The organism is Mycobacteroides franklinii, from assembly GCF_002013895.1.
Lineage (GTDB): Bacteria > Actinomycetota > Actinomycetes > Mycobacteriales > Mycobacteriaceae > Mycobacterium > Mycobacterium franklinii.
Genome location: NZ_MAFQ01000019.1, coordinates 28,960 through 43,880, shown reverse-complemented (window position 1 = coordinate 43,880; position 14,921 = coordinate 28,960). Strand labels below are relative to the sequence as shown.

Annotated in this window: 13 protein-coding genes; 4 read left to right on the top strand and 9 right to left on the bottom strand. The window is 65.0% G+C overall.

Features of this window, described 5'->3' with window-relative positions; genetic code table 11:
• Positions 1-47: 47 nt before the first annotated feature.
• The 5 genes from nirB to B4393_RS24900 all read right to left on the bottom strand — a co-directional run bounded on the left by nirB (position 48) and on the right by B4393_RS24900 (position 7,427).
• Positions 48-2,561 carry a nitrite reductase large subunit NirB gene (nirB, locus tag B4393_RS24920; protein WP_078336431.1) on the bottom strand — a complete coding sequence of 838 codons (2,514 nt, stop codon included), beginning with the start codon at positions 2,559-2,561 and terminating at the stop codon, positions 48-50.
• Positions 2,562-2,566: 5 nt separating this feature from the next.
• Complete coding sequence (locus B4393_RS24915; RefSeq protein ID WP_078336399.1) at positions 2,567-4,018, bottom strand: nitrate/nitrite transporter; 1,452 nt, start codon at positions 4,016-4,018, stop codon at positions 2,567-2,569.
• Positions 4,019-4,157: 139 nt separating this feature from the next.
• Positions 4,158-5,012 carry a TIGR02569 family protein gene (locus tag B4393_RS24910; RefSeq protein WP_070938740.1) on the bottom strand — a complete coding sequence of 285 codons (855 nt, stop codon included), beginning with the start codon at positions 5,010-5,012 and terminating at the stop codon, positions 4,158-4,160.
• A 111-nt stretch (positions 5,013-5,123) separates the two neighbouring features.
• The gene (gene moeZ, locus B4393_RS24905; RefSeq protein WP_191988874.1) at positions 5,124-6,290 is read right to left on the bottom strand and encodes an adenylyltransferase/sulfurtransferase MoeZ; all 1,167 of its coding nucleotides are present in this window, start codon (positions 6,288-6,290) and stop codon (positions 5,124-5,126) included.
• A gap of 93 nt (positions 6,291-6,383) precedes the next feature.
• Positions 6,384-7,427, bottom strand: a complete 1,044-nt coding sequence (locus B4393_RS24900) for a DUF3152 domain-containing protein (RefSeq protein ID WP_078336430.1) — start codon at positions 7,425-7,427, stop codon at positions 6,384-6,386.
• A 210-nt stretch (positions 7,428-7,637) separates the two neighbouring features.
• Between B4393_RS24900 and B4393_RS24895 the strand changes: the two genes are divergently transcribed.
• A complete protein-coding gene (locus B4393_RS24895) occupies positions 7,638-8,324 on the top strand; it encodes a TetR/AcrR family transcriptional regulator (RefSeq protein WP_070938738.1) in 687 nt (228 codons plus the stop codon).
• Here the strand turns inward: B4393_RS24895 and B4393_RS24890 are convergent.
• Complete coding sequence (locus B4393_RS24890; protein WP_070938737.1) at positions 8,321-8,545, bottom strand: DUF3107 domain-containing protein; 225 nt, start codon at positions 8,543-8,545, stop codon at positions 8,321-8,323. The two genes, B4393_RS24895 and B4393_RS24890, sit on opposite strands and share 4 nt — an antisense overlap.
• 156 nt (positions 8,546-8,701) lie before the next feature.
• On the opposite strand from B4393_RS24890, the gene B4393_RS24885 reads away from it, so the two are divergent.
• Complete coding sequence (locus B4393_RS24885) at positions 8,702-9,433, top strand: MmpS family transport accessory protein (RefSeq protein ID WP_070938736.1); 732 nt, start codon at positions 8,702-8,704, stop codon at positions 9,431-9,433.
• A gap of 15 nt (positions 9,434-9,448) precedes the next feature.
• Here B4393_RS24885 and B4393_RS24880 read toward each other — a convergent pair whose 3' ends face one another.
• Complete coding sequence (locus B4393_RS24880; RefSeq protein WP_078336397.1) at positions 9,449-10,093, bottom strand: hypothetical protein; 645 nt, start codon at positions 10,091-10,093, stop codon at positions 9,449-9,451.
• 9 nt (positions 10,094-10,102) lie between these two features.
• Positions 10,103-10,810: a ferritin-like fold-containing protein gene (locus B4393_RS24875; protein ID WP_078336396.1), complete on the bottom strand. Its 708-nt coding sequence runs from the start codon at positions 10,808-10,810 to the stop codon at positions 10,103-10,105.
• Between the two features lie 266 nt (positions 10,811-11,076).
• Here B4393_RS24875 and B4393_RS24870 point away from each other — a divergent pair, with 266 nt between their 5' ends.
• Positions 11,077-12,534: a DEAD/DEAH box helicase gene (locus B4393_RS24870; protein ID WP_078336395.1), complete on the top strand. Its 1,458-nt coding sequence runs from the start codon at positions 11,077-11,079 to the stop codon at positions 12,532-12,534.
• Positions 12,531-13,751 (top strand): Rv3212 family protein, encoded by a 1,221-nt coding sequence (locus B4393_RS24865; RefSeq protein ID WP_078336394.1) that lies wholly within the window; start codon positions 12,531-12,533, stop codon positions 13,749-13,751. The genes B4393_RS24870 and B4393_RS24865 overlap by 4 nt, the downstream gene beginning before the upstream one ends.
• Here B4393_RS24865 and B4393_RS24860 read toward each other — a convergent pair.
• Positions 13,728-14,678: a gamma-glutamyl-gamma-aminobutyrate hydrolase family protein gene (locus B4393_RS24860; protein ID WP_078336393.1), complete on the bottom strand. Its 951-nt coding sequence runs from the start codon at positions 14,676-14,678 to the stop codon at positions 13,728-13,730. The genes B4393_RS24865 and B4393_RS24860 overlap by 24 nt on opposite strands.
• Between the last annotated feature and the right edge of the window lie 243 nt (positions 14,679-14,921).

Here is a 14,921-nt window from a genome sequence, read left to right as displayed (position 1 = left end):
CATGTGTACCCGGCTTGTGTTACCCGGGCATTACCGCGGTCCGCGCGTCATGTTGCGGACTCCGTCACAGACCGGAATCCGGGGGTACCCAGCAACACCGGAACCTTCCGTGGCCCGCTCTCGTCGAACGCTATCGTCGAATCCAGCTCATCCGGCGCGTTCACGAACGACACGAAGCGGCGCAGCTTGTCCGGGTCGGCCAGAACTGCCGCCCATTCGTCCTCATACCCCTCGACATGGCGCGCCATCGCGGCTTCCAGTTCGTCGGCGATGCCGAGCGAGTCCTCGCACACCACTGCCCGGATGTGGTCCAGACCGCCCTCAATGGCCTCCTGCCAGGGCGCGGTGCGCTGCAGCCGGTCCGCGGTACGAATGTAGAACATCAAGTACCTGTCGATGTACTTGATCAATGTCTCCGAATCCAGATCGCCGGCAAGCAACTTCGCGTGCACAGGAGTCGCTCCGCCGTTGCCGCCGACGTACAGGTTCCAGCCGTTCTCGGTGGCGATGACGCCGATGTCCTTACCACGTGCCTCGGCGCATTCCCGCGCGCACCCGGATACACCCATCTTCAGCTTGTGTGGGGAACGCAAACCGCGGTAGCGCAATTCGAGTTCGACGGCCATGCCCACCGAATCCTGGACCCCGTACCGGCACCACGTCGATCCCACGCAGCTCTTCACCGTGCGCAGCGACTTGCCGTACGCCTGACCGGATTCCATGCCCGCATCGATGAGGCGCTTCCAGATCAGTGGGAGCTGTTCTACCCGGGCACCGAACAGATCGATGCGCTGCCCGCCGGTGATCTTGGTGTACAGCCCGAATTCCTGGGCCACTTCACCGATCACGATGAGTTTCTCCGGAGTCACCTCACCACCCGGGAGGCGCGGCACCACCGAATAGGTGCCGTTCTTCTGCATATTGGCCAGGAAGTGATCGTTAGTGTCCTGCAGCGCGGCCTGCTCCCCTTCCAGGATGTGATCGCTGGATGTGGAGGCCAGAATGGACGCGACGGTGGGCTTGCAGATATCGCAGCCGGTACCGGTGCCGTGCTTGGCGATCAGCTCGGAGAAGGTCCGGATGCCGGTCACCTGCACCACCTGGAACAGCTCGGCACGCGACTGCATGAAGTGCTCGCACAGCGCCTTGGACTGCTCGATGCCCTGGGCGGCCAGAATCTGCTTGAGCATGGGAATGCAGCTACCGCAGGAGGTTCCGGCACAGGTCGCCGCCTTGAGAGCGGGCACATCGGTTGCGCCGTCACAGATGGCACCGCAGATCGTCCCCTTGGTGACCGCGTTGCACGAGCAGATCTGCGCATCGTCGGGCAGCGCGCCCACCCCGATTTCCGCACCGGCGGGCGCGATGAGCGAGGCCGGATCTGCCGGCAGCTCCCGGCCGAGCATGGGCCGCAAGGTGCCGTAGGCGCTGGCGTCACCGACGAGGATGCCGCCCAACAGGGTTCGCGCATCATCGGACACCACGAGCTTGGCGTAGGTGCCCTTGGTGGCGTCGTTGAACACGACCTCCAGCGCGCCGTCGGAGGCGGCGTGGGCGTCGCCGAAGCTGGCGACGTCCACCCCGAGCAGCTTGAGCTTGGTAGACAGGTCGGCGCCCGGGAATTCGGCGTCGCCGCCGAGCAGCCGGTCCGCGACGATCTCGGCCGTGGTATATCCGGGCGCGACCAGTCCGTAGCAGCGGCCCTCGATGGCCGCGACCTCACCGATCGCGTAGATGTGCAGATCGCTTGTCTGGCAGCCACGGTCGGTGAAAATTCCGCCGCGTTCAGCCAGTTCTAGTCCGCATTCGCGGGCCAGCTCGTCGCGTGGCCGAATGCCCGCCGAGAACACCAGCACCGAAGCGTCGATCGCCGATCCGTCCGACAGCTGAACGGAGAGCGACCCGTCCTCCGCCGTCTCGATGGCCTGCGTGGACACACTGGTGTGCACCGTAAGTCCCAGATCGGTCACCAGCCGGGTCAACAGGGCACCACCGCCCTCGTCGACCTGCAGGTGCATCAGTCGCGGATTCAGCTCCACAACATGCGGCGCCAAACCCATGAGGCGCAACGCATTCGCCGCCTCCAGCCCCAGCAGCCCGCCGCCGATGACGACACCCGCGCTGCCCGGAGACTTGTCCGCGGCAGCCTTGATGGCGTCGAGATCATCCATGGTGCGATAGACGAAGCAGCCGTCGGCGTCGCCGCCCGGTACCGGCGGCACAAAGGGGTAGGACCCCGTGGCCATGACGAGCGCGTCATAGTCCAGCACGGTGCCCGCTGCTGTCGTGACGGTCTGGTTCACCCGGTCGATACCCACCACCCGATCCCCCAGGTGCAGTGTCACCATGGGATCGTCGGCGTAGTCATTTCCGGTGAGCGCCAGCGTGTCCCGGTTCCAGCTGTCGATGTACGAGGACAGCGCCACCCGGTCGTAGGCGGCGTCGGTTTCCTCGCCGAGAACGGTGACCTGCCACTGATCGGTGGCATCGCGTTCACGCAGGACCTGGACGAATCGGTGACCGACCATTCCGTGGCCGATGACAACAGCTTTCTTGTTCATGAGTTTCACACCGCCACTTCATTTTTCGCACTGATGCTGGGCGTCGCCACCACAGCCTCGCCGACGGGGCGACGCACGTACGCGTACCAGGTGACCAGGGCGCAGACGACATAGAATGCGAGGAAAACCCAGAAGGCCATGGTCGCCGACTTGGCGGCGCTGAGGTACGAGGCGCGGAGCACCAGGTTGATGGCGACACCGCCCAGTGCGCCGATCGCTCCGGCCACCCCGATCAACGCACCCGACATGGTCCGCGACCAGGTCTCGTCGTGCCCGGCACTGCGCGCCTTCGCCGCGAAAACCGACGGAATCATCTTGTAGACCGAGCCATTGCCGATTCCGGAGACGATGAACAAGACGATGAATCCGGTGACGTAGGCGGTCATGATGGCTCCGGAGGGCGCACCGCCCGCGCGGTCGCTCACCGTTCCCGCCGCCACCAGAATTCCGGCACCGAAAATCATCGCAACGAATGCGTACAGCGAGATCGTGCCGCCACCGGTGCGGTCCGACAGCCAACCGCCAAACGGACGGGCGAGCGAGCCGAGCAGCGGTCCGATGAAGGCGATCTGGGCGGCGTGCAGTGAGGCCTGCGCCGCGGCCTGAGCCGGGGTCAAGCCACTGTGCGCCAGCCCGGCAAGGAAGTTGAGCTGCAGCACCTGACCGAACGCGAAGCTGAACCCGATGAAGGAACCGAATGTGCCGATGTAGAGGAAGGCGATGATCCACGAGTCCCGGAACTTCATCACGTCGATCAGCGAGCGCCCATCGGTCTTCTGGTTGGCCAGGTTGTCCATGAACAGTGCCGCACCCACGGCAGCGAACGCGATCAACACGAGGTAGATGGCGGCCACCCAATGCGGTGAGCGGTTCCCGACGGTGGCGATGACCAGCAGGCCGATGACCTGGATCACTGGCACTCCGATGTTCCCGCCGCCGGCGTTGAGGCCAAGGGCCCAGCCCTTGAACCGTTGCGGGTAGAAGGCGTTGATATTGGTCATCGAGGAGGCGAAGTTTCCGCCGCCTAATCCAGCGACCGCAGCAACGATCATGAAGGTGGTGTACGAGGTCTCGGGGTGCGCCATGAAATACAGCGTCAGCGAGGTGGGGACCGCCAGCACCAGGGCGCTGAAGACGGTCCAGTTGCGACCGCCGAACCAGGCGGTGGCGAAGGTGTACGGCAAGCGCAATACCGCGCCTACCAGTGTCGGCATGGCCACCAGGAAGAACTTTCCAGCGGCGTCGATGTGATAGACGTTCTGCGGCATGAACAAGACCATCACCGACCAGATGGACCACACCGAGAACCCGACGTGCTCGGCCACCACCGACCAGATCAGGTTGCGCCGCGCGACTTTCGCGCCACCGTTGTCCCAGGCGACGACGTCCTCGGGATCCCAGTTCTCAATCCAGCGTCCGCGCCGTGCAATTGGGGCTGCTGCCGTTTTGTTCGCCATGCAAGCAAGGTAGGAAAATCTTGTTGCGGCGGCGCTGCTGGCGATGACCGAGCCATCACATCTCGCTCACATCAGTCTGTCATGTGAGCGTGAGCAGAGTGTGCTCTACGTCACGCAGACGCTCACGCTCGGCGAGGAACTAGAGGGTCAGACGCACCAGAGCCGCGGTCCGTGCCAGCCCCGGGAAGGACTGCGACGAGGAACGCGGATGCAGAGCATGCACGGCCAATCGGAAGATCAACGCCCGCAACAGCATCTGGGGCCACTCCGGCAGTGTCGCCCAACGTTCGATGAGACCGTCATCGGCATCGCCCCACGACAGCGCATCCACCACGGCAACACCGGCCGCCCAGGAGGCGGGACGCCAGTACGGCGTGATATCGGTGATGCCGGGTGCGGCGGCACCCGCGAAAAGCACAGTGCCGTAAAGGTCTCCGTGCACCAGCTGCGGCGGGCTCTTGGTGGGCCGGCGCAGGCTCGCCAATTGGTTGATCAGGTCGATGGATCGCTGACCGTCGGGTGAACCGGGCGATACCCGGGCCGCCGAAGGCCACGACTGCAGCGGCCGGTCTTCCCAGGCCGCGCGATCGGCGGCGATGAACACGTCGACATCAGCCCACGGCGCCACCGGAGGCTGAGTCAGGAATCGGGGACGCTCCAGCTTGGAGGTGGCCTCATGGAGGCGCACCGACAGCGATACGACCTCGTCATGCCGGGGCTCGGGCGCGCCGGCGACGAATGTGTCCGCGCGCCAACCCGATACGACATACCGTCCATCGGTGGAGCGGACCGGTCGCGCCAGCCGTACCCCGTCGACGAACAGAGTGTCGCGCACCTTGGCCGACCACGCAGCACGCGCATGGTCCGCTACCAGGGACAACACCACTTCACCGCAGCGCCAGCCGCCCTCCCAAGTGGGGCCGAGCTGGACTGGCTTGACGCCGCTGAGCCCGTAAGTCGCGAGCACGTGCTCGGGTGGGCGGTCCACTGTCACGCGGGATACGTTACCGCCTGCAATGAACTGGGTTGTGTTCGCTCGGTGTTCGTGTCGGCGGTCACAGGGAGTTAGTCCCGCGATATGTGACTGTTGCTGTTCTCGAACCGATCAGTACATGACCATGTCGGGGTCCACCTGCTTGGCCCAGGCGGCGATGCCGCCCTGCAGGTGCACCGCGTCCGCGAAACCGGCCTTCTTCACGGCCACAAGCGCCTCTGCCGACCTAATCCCCGTCTTGCAGTACAGCACCGCCTGACGGTCCTGCGGCAGCTTGGCGAGGCCGTCGCCCGACTCGAGGGTCGACTTGGGAACCAGCTCGGCACCGTCGATGTGGACGATGTCCCACTCGACCGGTTCACGCACGTCGATCAACGCCACCTTCTTATCGGCGTCGAGCAATTCGCGCAGCTCACGGGGGGTGATAGTGGAATCGGCGACGGCGGCGGAGGCCTCATCGCTGATCACGCCGCAGAACGCGTCGTAGTCGATGAGCTCGGTGATCTCGGGCGTCGCCGGGTCCTTGCGGATCTTGATGGTGCGGTACGTCATGTCGAGCGCGTCGTACACCGTGAGCCGGCCGAGCAGCGAGTCACCGATTCCGGTGATCAGCTTGATGGCCTCGGTGCCCATCACCGAAGCAATAGAGGCGCACAGGATGCCCAGCACGCCGCCCTCCGCGCAGGAGGGCACCATGCCCGGAGGCGGCGGCTCGGGGTAAAGATCGCGGTAATTCAGGCCGAGCCCGTCGGGCGCGTCCTCCCAGAAAACCGATACCTGGCCCTCGAAACGGTAGATGGAACCCCACACATATGGCTTGTGCGCGAGCACCGCAGCATCGTTGACCAAGTAGCGGGTCGCGAAGTTGTCGGTGCCGTCCAGGATCAGGTCGTACTGCTGGAACAGGTTGACCGCGTTATCCGGCTCCAACCGCAGCTCGTGGAGTCGCACCTCGACAAGCGGGTTGATCTCCAACACCGAATCCCGCGCGCTCTGAGCCTTGGACCTGCCGATATCGGACTGGCCGTGGATGATCTGACGCTGCAGGTTGGACTCGTCGACCACGTCGAACTCGACGATGCCGATGGTGCCGACGCCCGCGGCGGCGAGGTAGAGCAGCGTCGGGGATCCAAGGCCCCCGGCGCCGATGACGAGCACCTTGGCGTTCTTGAGGCGTTTCTGCCCGTCCACGCCAAGGTCGGGAATGATGAGATGCCGGCTGTACCGGGCGACTTCTTCGCGGGTCAGTTCCGCGGCGGGACTTACCAACGGCGGCAATGTGGGCACCGTGACTCCTGGGGTGGTGTGAGGGCTACAGCTGCATCAACAGTATCGGGATGCCAACCCTTCCCGGGGTCAGGACCGGGGCCGCTACGGAATCGGATACGGCCAGGGGTTGGTGCGGCAGGTCTTACCGTCGGGCTTGATCGAGTCGGGATCGAACTTCGCCGCGACGTCATTGCTGGTGCTGAACGTCTGCTGCATCATCACCGGCGCCAACTGTTGGTCTTGCTCGCAGGGCTCGTGGCTGCGGTAGCCGATGGCATGGCCGACCTCGTGGTTGATGACGTACTGGCGATAGGAGGTGATGTCGCCCTGGAACGGGACCGCGCCGCGCACCCAGCGCGCCTCGTTGATGAAAACACGCTGCTCGCCGTTCTCGCCATAACGCGGGTTGTAACACGAGGATTCGAGTTGAATCTCGTACCCACAACCTTCACGGACGGTGTCCGGCGAGGTCAGCGAGATACGAAAATCTGGGGTGCCGGAATCGACTCGGATGAAGGCGAATTGGGGGTTGTGTGTCCAGCTCTTCTGGCTGGCCAAGGTCTGCGTAGCCATCCGCGCGAATGCCTCATCGCCACCGAAACCCATTGTGTCGATGCCGTCCTCGACCTCGATGGTGTACGAGAAGACCTTTGCGGCGCCCTGTCCGACCTGGGGCGTGGTGCCCGGCACAATGTGCCACGTCCTTGCGCCCTGAGCAGTGAAGGGTTCCCCTTCCGGCAGCACCCCGTCGGGCAGGCTCGCATCGAATTGCGTGAGGCCCTTCGGCGGCGCGCCAATGATGGCGTCGCCCAGTGCGCCGATAGAGGGCGGATCGGCCACCGGCTCGTTAGGACCGTCGGCACCGCCGTGGACATGGTCACGCTGTGTGACGGTTTGGTAGCCAACGAAAACAGTCAGCGCGACCAGCAGCGGGATGGCGTAGGCGCGCCATCCATACGTGGAGATGAAACGTCCGAGCCAGGTCTGCTTGCGCCAGCGTTCGCGGTCGCGCCGATCAGAGCGGACTCGTCCACTGCCCTCGGCGAGCGGATCGCGCTGGGCGCGCAGCGGCTCATAGCGTTCGGCGGATTCCTGTACCGACAGTCGACTCATTGATGAGCCGACCGGGCGAAGGGAGTCGTCCAAGGTTTCTGGCATGGACCTACGATTATGCGCCCATTGGTGCCGGTCGTAGGTCACGCAGCAAGAATGGCATAGCGACAGGCCATCCCGCCTCGGGCACGCCGCCAGGCGCCAGGAGTACTGTCTGTAGTTCGGGTTTAAGCGGATTGAATTGCCGCTTGAGTGAGATGGCGTAGGCGACCATGTAGTCGTGTGCGCGCAGAGGATAAGGACATGCGTGATCTTGCGAATCTGGCCGGGCGTCGGGGCGCGGTGAACTCGACGGTGGCGACGCAGGATTCAACTCAGGGAAACACACGACGTGGTGGGCGACTGCCTCGCGACGAGCGGCGCGGCCAGTTGGTCGGGTCTGCCAGCGAGATATTCGTCGACCGCGGCTACCACGCCGCCGGCATGGACGAGATCGCCGAACGCGCGGGCGTAAGTAAACCCGTTCTTTACCAACACTTTCCGAGCAAGCTGGAGCTGTACCTGGCCGTGCTGAACAAGCACGCCGACAATCTGGTCTCCAGTGTGCGGCAGGCGCTACGCACCACCACCGACAACCGTCAGCGGCTACGCGCGGCAGTGATGGCATTCTTCGATTTCGTCGAGCACGACAGCCAGGGCTACCGCCTGATCTTCGAGAACGATCTCGTGGGCGTCCCTCAGGTCACCGAGCGGGTCGAGGGCGCCATCAGCGCCTGCACCGATGCGGTATTCGACCTGGTTAGCCACGATTCCGGGCTGGATCCCCACCATGCCCGCATGGTGGCCGTCGGCCTGGTGGGGATCAGCCAGGTCAGCGCGCGGTACTGGCTGGACAATGAGAAGCCCATCTCCAAAGACGACGCCGTCAATGCGACCGTCGGATTCGCCTGGGGCGGGCTCTCACACGTGCCGCTTCAGCCGCTGGGCTAGCCGCTGAAGCCGACGCGACGCGCGTCAGCCACGCCGATTTCCACGTAGGCGATCCGGGCTGCCGCGATCAGGTACTTGCGCCCCTTCTGGTCGGTGAGTTGCAGCACATCCGACTCCTTGGCCAGCGCCGCCGATACGACCTTCTCGACGTCAGCCGGGGCCTGATCGCTAGAAATGACCAGCTCGCGCGGGCTATCTGTGACACCGATCTTGATCTCCACCAGGGTACCTTCCAGGTCATTGAGCGTGTACTGCAGAGGTTAGCCGACGCCGTCTGGGCCGACACACCTCGCATGATCGCAGCCGACCGTTAGTCACAGCAGTAACATCTGTACCAGGTTTAACATTTGACATGGGGCTGAGAGGAAGCGCTGATAATGGTCGGTTATCGCGGAGATTCTCGGTACTCGCACGACTACGAGCCCCACGACGATCCGTACAACTCCGAGACTGCCCCGCAGTACACGGAGTACTCGGGTCTTGACGAGGACTTCGAGTACAGGCCGCCGGGTTCCAACGAGAACTGGAAATGGGTCGCGTCGATAGCCGGGGCCGTGTTCGCGATCGCCGTGATCGCGACGGCAGTCGTGCTCAGCGGCGGCAACGACAAACCACCCGCTGCCGCGGTCACCACGCCCGTGCCTTCGCTGACACCGGTGACGACGACTCCCCCTCCGCCGCCTCCGTCCGCGACGTCGTCCGCGAAACCCTCCACGACCACCGTGACGAGCACGCCCGTGCAGGAAACGCCGACCGTGGAGCCCTCCACGGAGGCACCCCCGCCCGAGCCGCCCCCGTCCAACCCGATGCTGCCGCCGGAAGGCCAGCGGCCCATCACACCTGCGGCGTTCGCGTACTACGTGACCGGCAACCAGACCCCGGGTGATCTGCTGACGATCACCTACACCGATGGCAACGGCGTGACCCGCACGGTGCTCGGCGCCTCCCTGCCATGGACGATGATCGTCACCCCGAGTCCCGGAATCACCGGTGGTTCGATCACCGCGACGAGCTTCGCCAGCCAGGTCAACTGCTCGATCACCAACAGCGCGAACCAGATGCTGGCGGTGCAGAGCAACAACGGCATCATCGCCCGCTGCGCCAAGTAGACGGCCCCGCCTGTTTCACGAATCTGACTCCGCGGTCCCACAATCGATGTGGCTCGCAATGTAGGGGTACTGCGAATGCTCGCCCCAATACTGGAGCGCGGCGGGCGTCCCGGCGCGAGCATCGGTGACCTCCCGCGGATCGACAGCCCACCCGAAAGGAAACGGGTGGCTGCTGAAGGTGTAGCCCGCGATGTACCGACACATCGCGGCGTCATCACCGACCGGCAACACGTTCTCGTAGTTCTCGCCCTTACCGTGTCGACGGCGACTCCACTCACCGGTGTCCGCGTCCCGGCTGATGTGCTCGGAATAGTCACTGTCGTACCAGTCCCAGCTCGTGGACGTGAACGTCGCGGATTGACTGAGCAACCCCACGTCGACAAGCAGCGCCGACAGACCGTGCGGGGTCCAGTCGACGGGGAATCGGGCGAAAAGTACGACCCGCAGAACCGTCCGGCACGGGTACGGCTGCGTGCATGATGAACACCGCGCACCGTCTCGATCCGGGGAATGTTCATCGATCGTCATCGCCAGCAGGAAGTGGTGGAGCGACACAGACTCACCGGGACGCTTCGCCTGGTGCAAGAACAACAACAGCAACCGCCAGAACCGGCGCGCAGAAGCACCATCCGCGAACGGCGGTATCGGCACGTCGCCCATTCCCAGCCCCTACCCCAGCCCGAGGACAGCCATCCGCTCGGCATGGGCGCTCTGCAGCCGCTCAAAGAACTCGTTGAGGTTGCCCAGACCGGCACCACCGGACAGCACGAGGTCCGCGAGCTCGTCGTGCTGGGCCAGCACATGCTGTGCCTGGGTGATGGCCTCGCCGAGCAGGCGGCGCCCCCACAGGGTGAGCCGATTGCGCTGCTGCGAGTTGTCCTTGACCGCGCCACGCACCTGCGCGATGACGAACTCCGAGTGTCCCGTCGTGCCCAACACCGACTTGAGCACCGCCGCTGACTCGCCCGGCAGCGAGTCGACAACCTCGCCATAGAAATCGGCGGCCAACGAGTCACCGATGTACGTCTTGACCATGGCCTCCAACCAGGTGCGCGGCAGGGTCAGCGAGTGGTAGTTCTCGAGCGTCTTGACGTACGGCTCCATGGCCGCCAGTACGTCAACCCCCTTGGCCTCCATCGCATCCCGAAGCACCTCGTAGTGACGCATCTGCGAGGCGGCCATGCTGGCGATGGCGATCTTGCTCGCCAAGTCAGGTGCCATCTTGGACTCGTCGGTCAACCGGTAGAAGGCCGCGACCTCGCCGTACGCGATCACCGCGAACAGCTGATTGACACCAGGAGGATCGACGTCCGTCGATGAGGCCCCCGCAGGCGGGAGGGAACCCCAGCTTGCGCGAAGTGAATCGGGCTCAGTCATGCCTGGAACTCTAGTCGGGCCCCCGGTCGAGGACACCGATCCGCGCGGCAAACCATGGCGAATCGGAAAATCGCAGCTCACCCGCTACCATGGAGGCGGGACTACCGCCCTGACCATGAAGTACACAGGAGTTCTCCCACAGGAAATGTGCGTGCACGTGCCGCCTTCGCCGATTAACGCGAGCCCGGCCCCTTGGAATCTTTAGGAATCCGACCTACCGATCGTGCGCGCTGAGCGAAAAACACGAAAGGCACGTACCCAAAACCATGAGCCATATCGAACACACCTTTGCCCAACTCGGCGTCCGCGACGAGATAGTCCGGGCCCTCAGCGAGGTCGGGATAGAGCATCCGTTCGCCATCCAGGAACTCACCCTGCCCCTCGCTCTCGCCGGATCGGACCTCATCGGCCAGGCCCGTACCGGTATGGGAAAGACCTACGCATTCGGCGTACCGCTGCTGCACCGCATCGCCACCGGTGTCGAGGACCGGCCGCTGAACGGCACCCCCCGCGCCCTGGTCGTCGTGCCTACGCGCGAGTTGTGCATCCAGGTCTTCGATGACCTCACCAAGGCTGCCAAGTACCTGTCGGCGGGCGACCGTGACTTCAGCGTCGTCTCCATCTACGGCGGCCGGCCGTACGAGGCACAGATCGCATCGCTTCGCGCCGGTGCTGACGTCGTCATCGGCACCCCCGGACGTCTGCTGGATCTCGCCCAACAGGGACACCTGCAATTGGGTGGTCTGGCCATGCTGGTTCTGGATGAGGCCGACGAGATGCTGGATCTGGGCTTCCTACCCGATATCGAGCGGATTCTGGCGCTGGCACCATCGGCAGAGTCGGGTCGCCAGTCGATGCTGTTCTCGGCGACCATGCCCGATGCGATCATCACACTGGCCCGTACCTTCATGAATCGCCCGACCCATATCCGGGCCGAGGCTCCTCATTCATCATCGGTGCACGACTCGACCGAACAGTTCGTGTACCGGGCACACGCCCTGGACAAGATCGAGTTGGTCAGCCGCATCCTCCAGGCGGATGGCCGGGGCGCCACCATGGTGTTCACCCGTACCAAGCGGACCGCACAGAAGGTTTCCGACGAGCTGGCCGAGCGCGGTTTCGCTGTCGGTGCCGTGCACGGCGACCTTGGTCAGATCGCCCGCGAAAAGGCCCTGACCTCCTTCCGCTCCGGAGAGATCAACGTGCTGGTCGCCACCGACGTGGCCGCGCGCGGCATCGACATCGACGATGTCACCCACGTCATCAACTACCAGTGCCCCGAGGACGACAAGACCTACGTGCACCGCATTGGACGCACGGGGCGCGCCGGGCGCACCGGCATCGCGGTCACTCTCGTCGACTGGGACGACATCGCACGCTGGCAGCTGATCGACAAGGCGCTCGGCCTCGCCGTGCCCGATCCCGACGAAACCTATTCCACCTCACCGCATTTGTTCACCGAGCTGAACATCCCGACCGATGTCACCGGTTCCGTCGGTGAGAAGTTCTCCGGCGGCCCGAAGCGCCGCGCACCGCGGGCCGAGCGCGCCGAGGGCGACAAGCCCAAGCGCACCCGCACCCGGCGCCGCACGCGCGCCGGTGAGCCCGCCGAGGGTTCAGCCACCGAAGCACCAGCTCCGGTGGCCACCGCTGACGGAGACCAGGCTGCTCCTGCCCGCCGTCGTAGGCGGCGGCGCCCGGCCGCGACCACCGCCTCGGCGTGATCGCACCGGAGCGGCGCACCCGGGCCGACATCATTGCCGCGGCGGTGATTGCCGTCGTGGTCGCCGTCACCGGCACAACGATCTGGTGGACCAGCGATGCCCGCGCCACCGTCAGCCACCCCGCCGCCGGGGACATCAAACGTCCGATGAGCGCCAGCCGGGTCCCCGACTCGGTGCGCGAGCTGTGGTCGACCGCGAGTGCGGCCACCAAAGGCCCCGTCATCGCCAGTGGTGCGATCGTCAGCGCCGACGGGCACGATGTGGTGGCCCACGATCCGGTGACCGGTGCGCAGCTGTGGTCGTACGCCCGACGCAACCGCGATCTGTGCGGCGCGATCGGCTTCATCGATGATGCGGTGGCGGTCTATCGCGACGCACGCGGATGCGGTCAGGTCACCATGATCGACGGGCAGACCGGCCGCCGAGGCCCGTTGCGCAGCAGTCCCAATGACCCGAAGGTGTCGCTGTCGACCGACGGCACCTATGTGTTGGCGCTCGGCAGCACCCGGCTCGAACTGTGGCGTTCGGACATGGTGCGCACCCTCGAGTACGGACGGGTTGTCGCACCCTTGAATCCCAACAGTCAGCCCCGGGTGGACTGCACGCTGAAGTCGGGCGCGGTCGGGGCGAGCGTGCTCGCGGTGCTGGAAACCTGCCCCCAGGACCCCACGTTGCGGCTGACATTGCAGAAGCCGACGCCCAAGGACAACGACAAGCCGGAGGAGCTCTACTCGGCGGTGTTGCCCGGGGTGGAACGCGGTTCCGCGGCCAAGGTGCTCGCGGTCGCGGACACCCGCTCGGCCGTCTACCTGCCGGGCACCCGCAACGAGCTGGTGGTGTTCGACGACCGCGGGATGCGTGTCGGCGCGACGGTGCTGCCGGGCGAGATTGCCCAGACCAATGCCGCCGCCCAAGCCGGTGATGTCATCACATGGTGGACGGGCAATCAGGTGCTGGTGCTCAGCGCCTCCGACCTGTCCTACAGATTCGTGCTGCCCACCACCAAAAGGCCCCTAGGGCCGGGCACGAACATGGCCGGTGAGCTCGTCGTCCCCGTCGAGGGCGGCATCGACGTCTTCAACATGACCACCGGCGAGTTCCGCAAGTCCCTTGCGGTGCAGCGTGACCTGGCCGACGAGAAGAGCCCCGTCATCAGCGCCGTCGTCGGCAACACATTGGTGGAGCAACGCGGTTCACGAATCTTCGCGCTGGGCTGACAGGGCGCCCCGACCCGACTGCGCCACCGCATCCGCGAACGCCTTGAAGGGCGCCTGCTGAAGGCGTTTGGGCACTCCCGGAGCCTCCGGGTGCCACTGGATCGCAAGGACCCATCCGGTTTCCGATTCGAAGGCCTCGATGACACCGTCGTCGGCCCATGCCGTCGTCACCAGGCCCGCTCCCAGGGATGCCACTGCTTGATGGTGAGCGGACGCGACGACGAGTTCGTCGGCTCCGTGCGCGGCACGCACGCGGGTATCAGGCGCGAGATGCACCGGGTGCCAAGAGAACACCGCTGCACCGTGGTCCACCGACCCTGCAGCCAGATCCACCTGCAGATCTCCGCCGTAGGCGACGTTGAGCACCTGGGCGCCACGGCAGATGCCCAGTATCGGTAGCTGTGCATCGCGCGCCCTGGCGGTCAACGTGAAGTCCAGGTGATCCTGCTCGTCGTTGACGTCGTACACGGCCGCCGTCGATGTGCAGCCGTACCGATGCGGATTGACGTCTCCCCCGCCGGGCAACAGCACACCGCCCACACCTTCTAGCGGGTAGTCCGGATCATCCGTGACGATCGGTGTGAGCCCGACATCCTCGGCCAGCGCCACGATCAGGTCGAACAGGCGGTTCGCCGCCACGATCCGTGGGTCCGCGCCGGTCGACAGTCTCCGGGGCACCACGACGGCCAAAGGATCGGTCATCGTCAGAAGTATCCACTGTTGGGCGGGAGTGTGCCGTTCACGACGTAATCGCCCGTCGCCCATACCTTGTAGGCAAGGGGGTTGTGGCTGGCTACCGTCCGCGCGTTCCGCCAACTGCGCCTTGGCCACCTCTATCGCGGCGGCGCCGATCGCCGTCTGGTCATCGATCCGGCCGTCATCCACCACGCCATCGCGCGTGCGCGCGGGACGCGTCTTGTTGCACACACACCAAATTGCATCGCGGTGAACATATTTGGCGATTCTCAGGGCAACGGCCCCTAGGTACAACTGAAGAAATGTCTTGACTGTGCGCCAAACGATGATCCTCGAGCACCAGCGAGATCTCATTCTCGTACACGAGAACCGATTCCAAAGTCGTTGCACCGCTGGCCGCCAGGCGCTGACCGAACCCATCCCAATCATCGTGCAATTCCACGTCTTAGCGATCGGCCGAGATGATCGCATGCT